We start from the raw sequence: 15,397 nt of genomic DNA, 5'->3' as shown, positions 1-15,397 counted from the left end.
TATGTCCGAGCACACCCTGAACTCCCCCATGACCCAGCAGCCGCCACCGCTGAGCGCTGGCTCCTGGAAGAACTCGCTGCGCCTGCGACTGCTGGCGGGTGCCCTCATCTGGGTACTGGCGGCACTGCTGCTCACGGGCTGGGGCCTGCGCACGCTGTTTGCCGAGCACCTGACCCAGCAACTGCGCAGTCAACTGGTGGCCAAGCTCGACCGGCTCAGCGGCGCCGTCAACTATCAGCCCGATCAGGCCGTCCCGGTCACGGTCTCACCCTTCTCCGGCGACCCCTTGCTGCAGCAGCCGCTATCGGGCATGTACTGGCAGGTGGACCAGCTCGATGCCAGCGGCCAGCAAACGGTTCAGGCCGGCATCCAGCGTTCCCGTTCGCTCTGGGACCAGACCCTGGACTGGCCTTTCTTCAAGGCCGACAAGGTCTGGGAGCCCACCCTGCCCCTGCACGCTCCCGCCAGCTATGGCCATATGTCGGACGGCAATGGCAACACCCTGGTGATCGTGACGCGTACCGTACAGCTGCCCGAGGCCGATGCCCCGCCGCTGCGCCTGATGATTGCCGCCGACGCGGCCATGCTGGCCACGCCGCTGCAGCGCTTTACCAAGATGCTGGTGGCCGCGCTGTGCATGCTGGCAGCGGGACTGATCGCAGCCGTGGTCGTGCAGCTGCAGCTGGCGCTGGCTCCGCTGGCCGCCCTGCGCCGTCAGCTGGCGGCTGTGAGCCAGGGCGAAGCTTCTGAAATCCGGGGCGAGCACCCGGCCGAAATCATGCCCCTGGTGCAGGAGTTCAACCATGTGCTGCGCATGAATGCCGAGATGGTGGAGCGGGCCCGCACCCAGGCGGGCAATCTGGCCCATGCGGTCAACACCCCGCTGAGCATCATGGGCAACGCGGCGGCGCAGCAGGACAGCCCGCTCGCGACCCTGGTGCGCGAGCAGGTCGCCAGTGCCAGCCGCCAGGTCGAATATCACCTGGCCCGCGCCCGCGCCGCCGCTGCAGCGGCGCAGCAGGGCCATGGCCTGCGCACCGCACTGGCCGGCCCGCTGCACTCCCTGGTGCACACCATGGACAAGCTGCATGCGGCGCGCGACATACGCTTCGAGCTGCAGGGGGATGCCACCCAATGGGACTTCAAGGGCGACTCCCAGGACCTGATGGAAATGCTGGGCAATCTGCTGGACAACGCCGGCAAATGGGCCAGGTCGAAGGTAGTTCTTAAGGTTCAGCCGGCAAGCGAGGACAGCCAGCGACTGACGCTGTGCATAGACGACGACGGCCCAGGCATTGCACCCGAGTTGCGCGAGCGCATCTTTGCCCGTGGAGAGCGGCTTGACGAGCAGCGTCCCGGCGCCGGCCTGGGCCTGGACATCGTGCGCGATCTGGTTCAGACCTATGGTGGCAGCATCCAGGCGCTGCCGTCGCCGCTGGGCGGGCTGCGCATGGAGTTGCAACTGCCTGGCGCCAGGCACCAGGACTGAAGTCGATCAAAGACTGCGCAGCACCTGCGCCAGGGTATCGGCCTGGGGGAACAGCCAGTCGGCGAGCAGCCCCAGCGCCACGGCCGCGACCAGGGCGCCGAGCACGGGCTTCCAGCTGATGCGCAAGGCTGCCAGCAGCCAGCCTTCGCGCTCCACCACATACAGGGTTCGGGTCATCAGCAGCGCAAACGCCACCTCTACCGCCACGGTCAGAAACAGATCGGCACCGAATACCAGCCACACCAGCGAGCCCATGCCCGTGACCGCCACCAGCAGGACGGCAAACACCAGCAGCACCGGTACGAGCACCACGGCGCCTTCATCGAGCGCGTCCAGCCCCGACACATCGACATCGGGCAGCTCCAGGCCCGATGACGCAGGCGCGATATCAGGCACGGCGGCACCCTCGTCCCAGTGACCGCCGGCACCGCCGCCGCCGTAGGAGCCTCCCTGCCCGCTCTCAAAGCCCGCAGCATCGGCACTGCCGGATTTGCCACTGGAGCCGGGAACATCGGACCCTACATCGCCCGTATCCCAGTCCCGGCGCAGCATGCAGCCCGCCCACAGGCGCACCAGCAACAGATAAAGCAGATAGCCGCAGGCCAGCGCCAGCCCATAGCGCAACCCCATGCTGTGCACACCGGCATGCAGCAGGCACAGACTGATCAGGGACATGGCAGCCAGACTCAGGCCGCCGGTCAGAGCGGCATGCAGACGCAGCCAGTGGCGTTTTTGCAGGCGCCGCCGCATATGCTGGTCGCGGCCCAGTTGCACCTGGGTCCAGGAGGCAGATCGACGGCGGGTCTGGCGGCTCATGTCACGCGAGGTGCGGGCTTTTTGGCAGGCTTACTGCTTGCCGGTGGAGCCGTAGCCGCCTTCGCCGCGCTCGCTGGCGTCGGCAAAGTCTTCCACCAGATTGAACTGTGCCTGCACCACGGGCACGATGACCAGCTGGGCCAGACGGTCCATGGGCTGCAGCGTGAAGGCGGTCTGCGAGCGGTTCCAGGCGCTGACCATGAGCTGGCCCTGGTAGTCGGAGTCGATCAGACCGACCAGATTGCCCAGCACGATGCCGTGCTTGTGGCCCATGCCCGAGCGCGGCAGGATGAGCGCCGCGTAATGGGGGTCCTTGAGGTGCATGGCCATGCCGGTGGGGATCAGCTGCCACTGGCCGGGCTCCAGCGTCACGGGCGCATCGATGCAGGCGCGCAGGTCCAGGCCGGCGCTACCGGGAGTGGCGTAGGCGGGCAGGTTGTCGCGCAGGCGCGCATCGAGAATCTTTACATCAACATTCATAAGGATCTGGCTAGTCTTGTCTGTCTTGAAACAAGGCCCGTGATCCGGGCCTTGCATTCATTGCGGCAGCTGCCATGCAGCCGCCAGCGGTTTTCCTGAAGGGCGCCATTGTGCCCTCTGCCGGGCAGGCGTCGGCACCTGGCGCCTGTCAACGGCCTTGCAGGCGTTTGAGCACGCCGCCCACCAGCGACATCAGGCCCATGATGGCGAGCAGCACGCCAAAGCCCTGGATGAACTGGGAGAGGATCACCCCGCCCACGATCAGCGCCAGCGAGCCTGGAGACACCCAGGGTTTGCGACCGTTCTGAGCCTTCTGGCCTTCGATCTGGCGCTCCATGGCCCTGAAGCGCTGCTGCGCCTCCTGCTTGGTCACGGCCGCATTGGGGCGCCGTGCAGCAGCCGTGTGCTGGGCCGGTTGACCCGCCGCCGTGGTTCGCGCTCCCGGCATCTGCTGCGCCTGCTCGGCCATGTCGCGCGCCTTCTGCAAGGTGTTGCGCAGCTGGGACATGGGCGAGGCGGCCTGGGAGCCGGGTGTGACGACTGCGGTCTGAATCGCTCCGTCGATGCTGCGCAGCGTGCGGCGGTACTCGGGACTGGCTCGCATCAGCTGATCCACATAGGCCACATAGTCGCCGTTGCGCGGGCCTTCATAGCTGGAGAGATTCATGTTCGGACTCCTGGGGTCACGGGTCAGGGACGCTTGGCGCTCAGGCGCTGCGCAATTTCATCGACCAGCTGGCGTGCCAGCACGTCCTTGCTGGCATGGGGCAGCTCCTTGGAGCCCTGATCGTCGATCAGCAGCAGGGCATTGTCGTCCTTGCCAAAGGTGGCGGGACCGATATTACCCACCAGCAGCGGCACACTCTTGCGCAGCCTCTTGGCGCTGGCGTGCTTGAGCAGATCGTGGCTTTCGGCCGCAAAGCCCACGCAGTACAGCCTGCCCGACCGGGCCTGGTCGGACTGGGCCACACCGGCAAGAATGTCGGGATTCTCGACAAAGTCCATGGCCGGCACATCGCCCGAGCCATCCTTCTTGATCTTCTGATCGGAAAACTCGGCCGGGCGCCAGTCGGCAACGGCAGCCGTGGCAATGAAGATCGAGGCCCCTGCCACCAGGGACTGCACGGCGGTCTGCATCTGGCGCGCCGACTGCACGTCGACGCGGGTCACGCCACGCGGCGTGGGCAGATGCACGGGGCCGGCCACCAGCGTGACCTGGGCACCGGCTTCGCGCGCTGCACGGGCAATCGCAAAGCCCATCTTGCCACTCGAGAGATTGGTGATGCCGCGTACCGGATCGATCGCCTCGAAGGTCGGACCGGCCGTCACCAGCAGATGCTGGCCCTGCAGGCTCTTGGCCGTGAAGTGCGCCGCCAGTTCCTCCATGATTTCCTCGGGCTCCAGCATGCGACCGTCACCGGTCTCGCCGCAGGCCTGGCTGCCGTTGCCCACGCCCAGCACCTGGGCACCGTCGGCCTGCACTTGGGCCAGATTGCGCTGGGTCGCGGGGTGGGCCCACATCTCGCGGTTCATGGCCGGGGCCAGCAGCAGGGGTACGCTCTCCATGGGGCGGGCCAGGCACATCAGGCTGAGCAGCTCGTCCGAGCGGCCCTGCACCAGGCGCGCGATGAAGTCCGCGCTGCAAGGCGCGATGAGGATGGCATCGGCTTCACGGCTCAGATTGATGTGGGGCATGTTGTTGGGTTCGCGCACATCCCACTGAGAGGTGTAGACTGCGCGCCCAGAAAGCGCCTGCATGGTGACGGCCGTCATGAACTGCTCGGCCGCCTCCGTCATGACCACTTGCACCGTGGCACCGGCCTGGACCAGCAAGCGGCACAGCATGGCCGATTTGTAACAAGCCACGCCTCCGGAGAGACCCAGCACCAGATGTTTGCCTGCGAACACGTCATTCATGCTGCGCAATTTATCAGACCTGAGCGGCTTTGCCGCCGCACAAGCATCCCTGTACGCCACGCCGAAATTCGTGGCGAACCTATAATCCTGTTTTACCACCACCAAAAAAAGACATGACCAAGTTCGTCTTCGTCACCGGCGGTGTGGTGTCTTCCCTCGGTAAGGGAATCGCCTCAGCCTCCCTTGCAGCGATCCTCGAGTCGCGCGGTCTCAAAGTCACCCTCATCAAGCTCGATCCCTACATCAACGTGGACCCGGGCACCATGTCGCCCTTCCAGCACGGTGAAGTGTTCGTGACCGATGACGGAGCCGAGACCGATCTGGACTTGGGCCACTATGAGCGTTTCATCGAAACGCGCATGCGTCAGAGCAACAACTTCACCACGGGCCGCATCTACCAGTCCGTGCTGGAAAAAGAACGCCGTGGCGACTATCTGGGCAAGACCGTGCAGGTCATCCCCCATGTCACCAACGAAATTCAGGAATACATCAAGCGCGGCGCGGGCCTTGGCACCGACCACGAAGTGGATGTGGCCATCTGCGAAGTCGGTGGTACCGTGGGCGACATCGAGTCTCTGCCCTTCCTGGAAGCTGCGCGCCAGCTGGCGCTCAAGCTCGGCCCCAACAACTCCGCCTTTGTGCACCTGACCTACCTGCCGTTCATCGAGACGGCCGGCGAGCTCAAGACCAAGCCCACCCAGCACACGGTGCAGAAGCTGCGCGAAATCGGCATCCAGCCCGATGCGCTGCTGTGCCGCGCCAAGCACCAGGTGCCCGAAGAGGAAAAGAGCAAGATCTCCCTCTTCACCAATGTGCCCGAGTGGGGCGTGATCTCCATGTGGGACGTGGACACCATCTACAAGGTGCCGCGCATGCTGCACGAGCAGGGTCTGGACGGCCTGATCTGCGACAAGCTGCGCCTGAACACGCCTCCCACCAATCTCAAGCGCTGGGACGATCTGGTCTATGAGACCGAGCATCCCCAGGGCGAAGTCAAGATTGCCATGGTGGGCAAGTACGTGGAGCTGTCCGACGCCTACAAGTCGGTCAACGAAGCGCTCAAGCACGCCGGCATGCGCAACCATGTGCGCGTGAAGATCACGCATGTGGACTCGGAAACCATCCACGACGCGGATGCCACCAAGCTGCTCAAGGACTACGACGGCATTCTGGTGCCCGGCGGCTTCGGCTCGCGCGGCGTGGAAGGCAAGATCTCCACGGCCAAGTTTGCCCGCGAGAACAAGGTGCCCTACCTGGGCATCTGCCTGGGCATGCAGGTCGCCACCATCGAGTACGCCCGCCATGTGGCAGGCCTCGAAGGCGCCAACTCCACCGAGTTCGATTCGGCCACCCCCAACCCCGTGATCGCCCTGATCACCGAGTGGAAGGACGCGGACGGCACGATCAAGACCCGTGACGAGAACTCCGACCTGGGCGGCACCATGCGTCTGGGCGCGCAGTCTTCCGACGTGCAAAAGGGCACGCTGGCGCACAGCATCTACGGCGACGTGGTGACCGAGCGTCACCGCCACCGCTATGAAGCCAACACCCAGTATCTGGACCAGTTGCGCGAAGCCGGTCTGGTGATCTCGGCCCTGACCCAGCGCGAACAGCTGACCGAAATCGTCGAGCTGCCCGCCAAGGTCCACCCCTGGTACATCGGCGTGCAGTTCCACCCCGAGTTCAAGTCCACCCCCTGGGATGGTCACCCGCTGTTCAACGCCTTCATCAAGGCGGCCATGGACAACAAGGCCCAGCCGGGCAAGAAGGCCTGATTCCCTTCCTTCGGAATCAATCCTGAGAGGAGCTGCCAGCGCTTGAAAATCAATGACTTCAGCATCAAATGATGTTGAATTCATTCAACATAGAGCGCTGGCAGCTTCAGTTTTTGAAGCATGCACGGCGTGCAAAAAGGAACCCACCATGAAACTCTGCGGCTTTGATATTGGTCTGGACAAGCGCTTCTTTCTGATCGCCGGCCCTTGCGTGGTCGAATCCGAACAGCTGCAGATGGATGTGGCCGGGCAACTCAAGGAAATCACCTCCTCGCTGGGCATCCACTTCATCTTCAAGAGCAGCTTCGACAAGGCCAACCGCTCCTCGGGCACCAGCTTTCGCGGCCCCGGCATGGAAAAAGGCCTGGAGATCCTCGCCAAGGTGAAGAAGGAACTGAATGTGCCCATCCTCACCGATGTGCACACCGAGGCCGAAGTGCCTTATGTGGCGTCTGTCGTCGACATGCTGCAGACCCCCGCCTTCCTGTGCCGCCAGACGGACTTCATCCGCGCCGTGGCCCAGTCGGGCAAGCCCGTGAACATCAAGAAGGGCCAGTTCCTGGCCCCGCATGACATGAAGAATGTCATCGACAAGGCCCGTGCAGCAGCGGTGGAAGCGGGTCTGCCCGCAGACAGCTTCACGGCCTGCGAGCGTGGCGCCAGCTTTGGCTACAACAACCTGGTCAGCGACATGCGCTCGCTGGCCATCATGCGCGAAACCGGCGCCCCTGTCGTGTTCGATGCCACCCACAGCGTGCAGCTGCCCGGCGGCAACGGCACCTCCAGCGGCGGCATGCGCGAGATGGTGCCCGTGCTCTCGCGTGCGGCCGTGGCCGTGGGCGTGGCAGGTCTGTTCATGGAAACCCATCCCGATCCCTGCAACGCCCTGTCGGACGGCCCCAATGCCGTGCCGCTCAAGCACATGAAGGCCCTGCTCGAAACCCTGGTGGCGCTGGACGATGTGACCAAGCGCAACGGCTTCCTGGAAGACCACTTCCAGGCCTGAGCATGCATCCACAGCGCATCAGCAGCGACATGACGGCCTTGCTGCAGGCCTGCATGTCCATACGCCCCGGCCGCCCCAAGGCGGGCACCGGCGTCTGAACCGATGATGCACCCCGGCATGACCGACACGATGAAGCGTGGCGTCATGCCTTTTTTGTATCCGCTTTTGTGTCCGAATGCTTGCACAGAAACGTCTTGCGCAAGAAATTCGACGGCTGCAACACGTCAAGGCAAAAGCGGCCCACCAAATTTGTGCACAATAGCCGCCTCAGCCTCTTCCATACTCGTCGCGTGCATGGCGCGCGCGCAGCATGTGGAGAAGAGTCGGCTTCACAATTTTGATAGCAGCTTGCGCTTTATGCACAAGCGCTTGGGCGTGATTTCATGAAAGAAGTCAGCCTGCACGTACCGATTTCAGAAACCCAAAGGAAATGCAATGAGTGCCATTGTTGACATCGTAGGCCGCGAAGTGCTGGACAGCCGCGGCAATCCCACCGTTGAGTGCGACGTGCTGCTGGAATCCGGCGTGATGGGCCGTGCCGCCGTGCCCTCGGGCGCATCCACCGGCTCGCGCGAAGCCATTGAACTGCGTGATGGCGACAAGAGCCGTTACCTGGGCAAGGGTGTCCTGAAGGCTGTTGAGCACATCAACACCGAAATCTCCGAAGCCGTGCTGGGCCTGGACGCTTCCGAGCAGGCTTTCCTGGACAAGACCCTGATCGACCTGGACGGCACCGACAACAAGAGCCGCCTGGGCGCCAACGCCATGCTGGCTGTCTCCATGGCCGTGGCCCGCGCCGCAGCCGAAGAAGCCGGCCTGCCCCTGTACCGCTACTTCGGCGGCATGGGCGGCGTGCAGCTGCCCGTCCCCATGATGAACGTGATCAACGGCGGCGCCCATGCGAACAACTCGCTGGACCTGCAAGAGTTCATGATCATCCCCGTGGGTGCCCCCACCTTCCGTGAAGCCGTGCGCTGGGGCGCCGAAGTCTTCCACGCACTGAAGGCCATCATCCACCACAATGGCATGTCCACCGCCGTGGGCGACGAAGGCGGTTTCGCACCTTCCGTGGAAAACCACGAAGCAGCGATCCAGCTGATCATCGAAGCCATCGAAAAGGCCGGCTACAAGCCCGGCGAGCAGATCGCCCTGGGCCTGGACTGCGCAGCTTCCGAGTTCTACAAGGACGGCATGTACGTGCTGGCCGGCGAAGGCAATATGACACTGACTTCGACGCAGTGGACCGACATGCTGGCCGGCTGGTGCGACAAGTACCCCATCATCTCCATCGAAGACGGCATGCACGAAGGCGACTGGGATGGCTGGAAGATCCTGACCGAGCGCCTGGGCGCCAAGGTTCAGCTGGTGGGTGACGACCTGTTCGTGACCAACACCAAGATCCTCAAGGAAGGCATCGAAAAGCGCATTGCCAACTCGATCCTGATCAAGATCAACCAGATCGGCACCCTGACCGAGACCTTCGCCGCCATCGAAATGGCCAAGCGCGCCGGCTACACCGCCGTGATCTCGCACCGTTCGGGCGAAACCGAAGACAGCACCATTGCCGACATCGCCGTGGGCCTGAATGCTGGTCAAATCAAGACCGGCTCCATGAGCCGCTCCGACCGTATCGCCAAGTACAACCAGTTGCTGCGCATCGAGGAAGACCTGGGTGATGTGGCCGAGTACCCCGGCCGTGCTGCCTTCTACAACCTGCGCTAAAGTGCGCAGCTGAAGTAAGTGCCCGGCAACCGCTTTGCGGCTGGGGTGCTTACCCTTGATTCCACCAGGTTTTTTTATGGTCAACCGCGTCGTCTGCGTCACATTGCTGGTCTTGCTGACCGCCATTCACGCCCAGCTCTGGCTGGGCAATGGCAGCATGGCCTATGTGCACGAGTTGCAGCAGCAAATCAAGGATCAATACGCGGCCAACGCCCTCGAAAAATCGGAAAACGACAGGCTGCAGTCCGAGGTCAACGACCTCAAGGACGGCCTGTCCACCGTGGAAGAAAAGGCCCGTTACGAGTTGGGCATGGTCAAACCCAATGAAATCTATATTCAGGTTTCCAAGCGCTGACCCGGCGCCCGCTCTGCAGCAAAGCCAGCCTCGCGCTGGCTTTGCTGCTCCTGCGCCCGCGGTGGTGCTGCTGGGCGCTCCGCATGCCCTGGCGCGAGGCATGGCGCATGGCTTGCTGCAGGCCCGTCTGGATGCGGGTTTGACCAGCGCCTGGCAGTGCATGGCCCCTGCGGCCGGTGATGAATGGCCGGCCGATGCCCTGGTCTATGTACTGGGACAGGATTGGCGTGATGCCGACCCGGAGCCGGCCATCGCGCAGCAGATCAGCCGATGGCGCGCACTGCTGCACGCACGCGCACAGAGCTATGTGATGCTCTACGGCAAGCCGTCTGCACAATGGCAACAGCTGGCCGCATCTCTCAAGTTCACGGCCCCAACCGCGGACTGGGACTGGATCTCAAGCCAGAACCCCTGGAATTCCAGCCAGAAAATACGCCGCAAAGCCTGCGAGCAATGCGGCGATCCCGAGTGCGAGCTGGCACTGTTCGAGGCCTTGAAAAGCGCCCCCTGAGGCGCCTCGCGCCTTCTCCCCTATCTCTTCCGAGCTGGAAGACACCCGCGCTGCCCCGGCCTGGGCTCTTGCAGGGTGTCGCCACCGCCATCAGAGCTCAATAGCCGCTAGCAGACTGCTCAGTTACTGCACCGAGCTGGAGCTGGGCGGCTGCTTTTGCACTTCGGTGAACAGACGCGCCGCATCGATGGCATCGAACTGGTATTGCTGGCCGCAGAAGTCGCAGCCCACCTCGATCTTGCCACGCTCGGCAACGATGGAATCCACCTCTTCCTCGCCCAGCGACGTCAGCATGGCGGCCACACGGTCACGGCTGCAGGTGCAGGCGAAACGCGGGGCCTGCTCGTCGGCCTGCGGAGCGAAGCGCAGCAGCTTCTCCTCCCAGAACAGGCGCCGCAAAATGGTCTCCACATCCAGCGTCAACAACTCTTGCTGCGTCAGGCTGGAGGCCAGCGTGGCAATGCGGTTGTACTCCTCGTTCAGACCCTGGGCGTCATGCTCGGCCTCTCCGCTTTCGGTGGCCGCAGCCAGATTCGCCTCGCCCTTCACAGGCATGCGCTGCAGCATCAGACCGGCAGCGATCTGATCATTGGCAGCCAGCACCATCACGGTGTCGAGCTGCTCGGACTGCATCATGTAGAACTGCAGCGCATCCGACAGGCGCTCGAAGCGACCGCCAGCACCATCGTTGAGCGGCACCACGCCCTGATAGGGGTTCTGGCCGGGCTGGCGGTCCTTGGGGTCCAGCGTGACGGCGCAGCGGCCCGCGCCATGGGCATTGACCAGCTCCGCCAGCGGGGCCAACTGGCCGCGCAGGGGCAGATTGGCCTCTCCCACCAGCGATGCCGTGGCACGCAGGCTCAGATCCGACTGCACTTCGGCCACGGCCAGTTTGACCGGGCCGTCACCCATGACCTGGAATACCAGCGCGCCATTGAACTTGATATTGGACTGCATGAGCACGCCAGCCGCCGTCATCTCGCCGAGCAAGGTGCTGACGGCCTCGGGGTAGGCGCCGGTATCCTTGTTGCCGGCACGGCGCTGCAGGATTTCCTGCCAGGAGTCAGTCAGGCGAACAATGGCACCACGCACGGGCAGGCCGTCAAAAATGAATTTATGCAGTTCAGACACGCTAATCGATTCCGGTAAAAAGCAGGGCCCTCAGCCCAGCTTGCGCAAGCCGCGCTTGAAGCGGCGAGCATTTTCAACATAGTTCCTGGCGCTCTGGCGCAGACCTTCGATCTGCTCGGGCGATAGCTCGCGCACGACCTTGGCGGGGCTGCCGAGGATCATGGAGCCGTCGGGAAATTCCTTGCCCTCGGTCACCAGCGAGCCTGCGCCCACTAGGCAGTTCCTGCCGATCCTGGCGCCGTTGAGCACCACTGCACCGATGCCGATGAGCGAGCCATCGCCAATCGAGCAGCCATGCAGCATTACTTGGTGCCCAACCGTCACATTGCAACCCACCGTCAACGGTTTGCCGAAATCGGCATGCAGCACGCTGGCATCCTGGATGTTGGAGCCCGCACCGATGCTGATGTTTTCGGTATCCCCGCGGATGACGGTTCCAAACCAGACGCTGGCGTCACGGTCCAGCTTGACGCGGCCCATGACCTCGGCGCTGTCTGCCACCCAGGCGGTCTCGTCGATCTGCGGCGCTACGCCGTCGAGTTCGTAAATTGCCATGTGCTTGTCTCCCAGTGGGTTGCTTCTTTATAGAACCTAGAATTGTAGGGATGGAGTTACGTCATCGCGCGCTAGAGGTCTTGTGTCTTGCGGACCCAGAGCAGAAAGCGGCTGCAGCCATTGCGCTGCATACGCAAAAAGCTCTCTATTCAATAGCAGAAACAGCCCCGGTACCGGTGGTTGCCGAATCAGAGCTGCCCGGCCGTCCGGCCCGACCCGAGCTCAGGCACCACACGGCCGTGGCGCGCCGCTCGCCAGCCACCCTCGAAGGCCGGGCCGTGCTCATCCATGCCATTGCACATATAGAGTTCAATGCCATCAACCTCGCACTGGACGCCATCTGGCGCTTTGACGGCATGCCCGGGCAGTACTACCACGACTGGCTGCAGGTGGCTGCAGAGGAAGCCAAGCATTTCCGCCTGCTGCGCGATCATCTGCGCCAGCATCATGGTCAGGACTATGGCGACCATCCGGCCCACCAGGGCCTGTGGACCATGTGCGAGAAAACGGCAGGCGACATCGTGGCCCGCATGGCCCTGGTACCAAGAACGCTGGAGGCGCGAGGCCTCGACGCCACGCCGCAGATCCAGAACAAGCTGCGCAACACCCATGCGCCCGATGCGCTGGCGGCCTGCGACATTCTGGACATCATCCTGCGCGAGGAAGTGGGCCATGTGGCCATAGGCAACCACTGGTATCGCTGGCTGTGCGAGAAAAACGGCCTAGACCCCGAGTCCTGGTACCTGGAGCTGACAAAGCGCCATGAAGCGCCGCGCCTGCGCCCGCCCTTCAATGAGAAGGCACGCCGCGCCGCAGGCTTCACAGCGACCGAGATCGCCTGGCTGCAACAGATCTAGGTATTTTTTCTTGACTCGAATCAAGAACCACCGGCAAGCAAGGCCCGCGAGCCGAAGTTGTTGGCACAAACGGCCTGAACGCACGAAGCTGACACTATGATCAGCTCGTTCTTACAATAACCGGCACAGCCAACCATTTCCCACACAGACGTCATGCAGCAATGAGTGAACAAACCATAGAGGACCAGGCATTCGCCTCGCCGCGCAACCTGTCCAAAGGCATGATTGCACGCCAGCCCATCGTCAACGGGCTGCAGCAAATCATTGGTTACGAGCTGTTCAACCGCTCGCGCTCGCCCTATGGTCACACCATGGCCTCAGACGCGACGCTGATCTTTGCGGCCCTCACGCATGCTGGAGAGGAAGATCTGGTCGGCACCAAGCTCATGTTCGTGAACTGCACTCACGAAGGTCTGACCGGCGAGCATCTGGAACTGCTGCCTGCCGACAAGGTGGTGCTGGAGATCCCCCCTCTGGGCCATGCCGCCGTGCATGAGGTGGCAGCCCGCCTGCCCACCTTGCTGGCACTCAAGGACCAGGGCTTTCATCTCGCCTTCAACCACACGGTGCTGGAGTCTGTGTATTCGGCCTGGCTGCCGCTGGCCGACTACATCAAGCTAGACCTCTCCACGCTGGCGCCGGACCAGCTTACGGTGCTGGTCAAGTTCGCCAACCGCCACACCCGCGCCGAGTTGATCGCCGAAAAAGTCGAAAGTGCCCACCAGCATGAGCTGGGGCAGCGCCTGGGCATAGAGCTTTTCCAGGGTTTCTGGTTTGCCCGTCCCACGGTGATGCAGACCCGCCTCCTGACCCCGACGCAGCAAAGCATCATCCAGTTGCTGACGCTGGTACGCGAGCAGGCCAGCACCGATGCGATCGAGGAAGTTCTCAAAAAGGACGCAGCCCTGGCCTTCAACCTGCTGCGCCTCATCAACTCGGCCAGCTTTGGCGCCCATCGCAAGATCACCTCTTTCAAGCAGGCCGTGATGCTGCTCGGCCTGAACAAGCTGTTCCGCTGGGCTGCCATGCTGCTGACTGCCGCCCGTGAAGGCGGCCCCCCACCGGCCGTAGGCCAGACCGCCGTGATTCGCGGCCGTCTGATGGAGCTGCTGGCCAAGCACTCGCTGACGGACACCGACGCCGATCTGGCCTTTATCTGCGGCATGTTCTCCATGCTGGACCGCATGCTGGGCATGCCTTTGCCTGCAGCGCTGGCGCTGATCCCGGTGTCCGAATCGGTCTCTGCCGCGCTGCTGCATCATGAAGGCATTCTGGGCGAGCTGCTGATGCTCACCAAGGCCTGCGAGAGTCATGACCAGGAGCAATTCGACCGCAGCGCCTGCAGCCTGGAACTGGAGCACGGGGACATCAATCACGCTCATCTGCAAGCTCTGAGATGGACGGAGTGTCTGTCCGACTGACAGCACTTTTGCCCCACACCCAAGCGATAACCGACATGGATACCTCTGACACCAACTCCTCTTCACCGACCGCCAGCCCCGTTGCAGACAGGGACGAGGCCAATATGGCCAGCATTGCGCGTCAGGCAATCGTCGATGAAAAACGGGATGTGTACGGCTACGAGCTGTTTGACCGCTCGGTTGCACATAACGCACACACAGCAGCATCCGATGCGGCGCTGCTGTTCAATGCACTGTCCTACGCCGGTGCCGAAGCGCTGGTGGGCAAGAAGACGGTTTTCATCAACTGCACCCATGACAGCCTGAGCGGCGGCCACCTGGAGCTGATTCACCCCGACCGTGTGGTACTGGAAGTGCCTGCCCTACCCGTCGACGCCACGCAGGAAAACATCGAAGCCTGTCTGCCCACATTTGCGGCCCTGCGCCAGCGTGGCTTTCGCCTGGCTTTCGACCAGAACCTGCTGCGCCGCAACTATGCGTCATGGCTACCCATGGCCTCCTTCGTCAAGCTGGACATGCAGAGCTTCGGAATCGAGCATGCCGAAAAGCTGGTGAAGTTTGCCCAGACCTACACACGCGCCCAGATCGTGGCCGAGAAGGTCGAGACGGCCGAGCAGTTCGAGCATATGCGGAGCCTTGGCGTGAAGCTGTTCCAGGGCTACTGGTTCGCCCAGCCCCAGCTCGTGCAGGCGCGCACCATCCGCCCCACGCAGACCACCATCATCCAGCTCATCAACCTGGTGCGCCAGCAGGCCAGCACGGAGGAGATCGAAGAGCTGCTCAAGAAGGACCCCACGCTGTCCTTCAATCTGCTGCGCTTCATCAACAGCTCGGGCTTCGGTCTGTCCTGCGAGATCACCTCCTTCCGCCATGCGGTGATGATTCTGGGCCTCAAGAAGCTGTTCCGCTGGGCGGCCCTGCTGCTGACCACCTCACGCGCCGGCGGCACCCCGCCAGCTGTGGGCCAGACAGCCGTGGTGCGCGGCCGCCTGATGGAGCTGCTGACCGCCGAGCTGCTGCCGCCCGAGGAATGCGACCACGCTTTCGTCGTGGGCGTCTTCTCGCTGCTCGATGTGATGCTGAGCCAGCCCATGGCCAAGGCCCTGGAATCCGTGGCCCTGCCCCAGTCCGTGGTTGACGCACTGGTACACAACCAAGGCGTTTTTGCGCCCTTCCTGGATCTGACGCGCGCCTGCGAGTCGGGCGACGAAGCGGCTTTTGCCCGCGCCGCCAATGCGCTGCAGCTGTCCAACCACCAGGTCAACTGGGCCCATCTGCAGGCACTGAGCTGGGCCGACAATCTGGCCAGTGAAGTGATCTGAGCCAATCCGCTCCGCGACCAGTCAGTGCGCTGGTTGAGCA

At 63.2% G+C, this 15,397-nt stretch carries 15 protein-coding genes; 9 read left to right on the top strand and 6 right to left on the bottom strand.

Features of this window, described 5'->3' with window-relative positions; all coding sequences use genetic code 11:
* The first annotated feature begins 1 nt into the window (after window position 1).
* Window positions 2–1,489, top strand: coding sequence for a sensor histidine kinase (locus tag CTR2_RS05920; protein WP_087084727.1), 1,488 nt, complete (start codon window positions 2–4; stop codon window positions 1,487–1,489).
* A gap of 6 nt (window positions 1,490–1,495) precedes the next feature.
* On the opposite strand, the gene CTR2_RS05915 is transcribed toward CTR2_RS05920, so the two are convergent.
* The 4 genes from CTR2_RS05915 to coaBC form a co-directional block, all read right to left on the bottom strand.
* A complete protein-coding gene (locus tag CTR2_RS05915; protein ID WP_087084728.1) occupies window positions 1,496–2,305 on the bottom strand; it encodes a hypothetical protein in 810 nt (269 codons plus the stop codon).
* Window positions 2,306–2,335: 30 nt separating this feature from the next.
* Window positions 2,336–2,785 carry a dUTP diphosphatase gene (gene dut, locus CTR2_RS05910; protein ID WP_087084729.1) on the bottom strand — a complete coding sequence of 150 codons (450 nt, stop codon included), beginning with the start codon at window positions 2,783–2,785 and terminating at the stop codon, window positions 2,336–2,338.
* A 148-nt stretch (window positions 2,786–2,933) separates the two neighbouring features.
* Window positions 2,934–3,452, bottom strand: a complete 519-nt coding sequence (locus tag CTR2_RS05905; RefSeq protein ID WP_087084730.1) for a hypothetical protein — start codon at window positions 3,450–3,452, stop codon at window positions 2,934–2,936.
* 23 nt (window positions 3,453–3,475) lie between these two features.
* The gene (gene coaBC / locus CTR2_RS05900; RefSeq protein WP_087084731.1) at window positions 3,476–4,702 is read right to left on the bottom strand and encodes a bifunctional phosphopantothenoylcysteine decarboxylase/phosphopantothenate--cysteine ligase CoaBC; all 1,227 of its coding nucleotides are present in this window, start codon (window positions 4,700–4,702) and stop codon (window positions 3,476–3,478) included.
* 113 nt (window positions 4,703–4,815) lie between these two features.
* On the opposite strand from coaBC, the gene CTR2_RS05895 reads away from it, so the two are divergent.
* From CTR2_RS05895 to CTR2_RS05875, 5 genes are all read left to right on the top strand, one after another.
* Window positions 4,816–6,477, top strand: coding sequence for a CTP synthase (locus tag CTR2_RS05895; protein WP_087084732.1), 1,662 nt, complete (start codon window positions 4,816–4,818; stop codon window positions 6,475–6,477).
* A gap of 148 nt (window positions 6,478–6,625) precedes the next feature.
* A complete protein-coding gene (gene kdsA / locus CTR2_RS05890) occupies window positions 6,626–7,483 on the top strand; it encodes a 3-deoxy-8-phosphooctulonate synthase (protein ID WP_003057718.1) in 858 nt (285 codons plus the stop codon).
* Between the two features lie 435 nt (window positions 7,484–7,918).
* Window positions 7,919–9,205, top strand: a complete 1,287-nt coding sequence (gene eno / locus CTR2_RS05885; RefSeq protein WP_003057720.1) for a phosphopyruvate hydratase — start codon at window positions 7,919–7,921, stop codon at window positions 9,203–9,205.
* Between the two features lie 76 nt (window positions 9,206–9,281).
* Entirely contained in the window at window positions 9,282–9,560 is a 279-nt protein-coding gene (locus CTR2_RS05880; protein ID WP_003064503.1) for a septum formation initiator family protein, read from the top strand.
* Complete coding sequence (locus tag CTR2_RS05875) at window positions 9,529–10,071, top strand: hypothetical protein (protein ID WP_238707577.1); 543 nt, start codon at window positions 9,529–9,531, stop codon at window positions 10,069–10,071. The genes CTR2_RS05880 and CTR2_RS05875 overlap by 32 nt, the downstream gene beginning before the upstream one ends.
* 123 nt (window positions 10,072–10,194) lie before the next feature.
* Here the strand turns inward: CTR2_RS05875 and hslO are convergent, their stop codons facing one another.
* A complete protein-coding gene (gene hslO / locus CTR2_RS05870) occupies window positions 10,195–11,202 on the bottom strand; it encodes an Hsp33 family molecular chaperone HslO (RefSeq protein WP_087084734.1) in 1,008 nt (335 codons plus the stop codon).
* A 30-nt stretch (window positions 11,203–11,232) separates the two neighbouring features.
* Window positions 11,233–11,757, bottom strand: coding sequence for a gamma carbonic anhydrase family protein (locus CTR2_RS05865; RefSeq protein WP_087084735.1), 525 nt, complete (start codon window positions 11,755–11,757; stop codon window positions 11,233–11,235).
* A gap of 50 nt (window positions 11,758–11,807) precedes the next feature.
* Here CTR2_RS05865 and CTR2_RS05860 point away from each other — a divergent pair, with 50 nt between their 5' ends.
* The 3 genes from CTR2_RS05860 to CTR2_RS05850 all read left to right on the top strand — a co-directional run bounded on the left by CTR2_RS05860 (window position 11,808) and on the right by CTR2_RS05850 (window position 15,357).
* Complete coding sequence (locus CTR2_RS05860) at window positions 11,808–12,614, top strand: ferritin-like domain-containing protein (RefSeq protein WP_087084736.1); 807 nt, start codon at window positions 11,808–11,810, stop codon at window positions 12,612–12,614.
* Window positions 12,615–12,775: 161 nt separating this feature from the next.
* Window positions 12,776–14,035, top strand: coding sequence for an EAL and HDOD domain-containing protein (locus CTR2_RS05855; RefSeq protein ID WP_003064492.1), 1,260 nt, complete (start codon window positions 12,776–12,778; stop codon window positions 14,033–14,035).
* 35 nt (window positions 14,036–14,070) lie between these two features.
* Window positions 14,071–15,357, top strand: a complete 1,287-nt coding sequence (locus CTR2_RS05850) for an EAL and HDOD domain-containing protein (protein WP_087084737.1) — start codon at window positions 14,071–14,073, stop codon at window positions 15,355–15,357.
* Window positions 15,358–15,397 lie beyond the last annotated feature (40 nt).

Origin of the sequence: Comamonas thiooxydans, from assembly GCF_002157685.2 — a bacterium.
Classification (GTDB): Bacteria; Pseudomonadota; Gammaproteobacteria; order Burkholderiales; family Burkholderiaceae_C; genus Comamonas; species Comamonas testosteroni_H.
The sequence above is the reverse complement of the archived record's forward strand: the minus strand, read 5'-3'. Positions and strand labels throughout refer to the sequence as shown.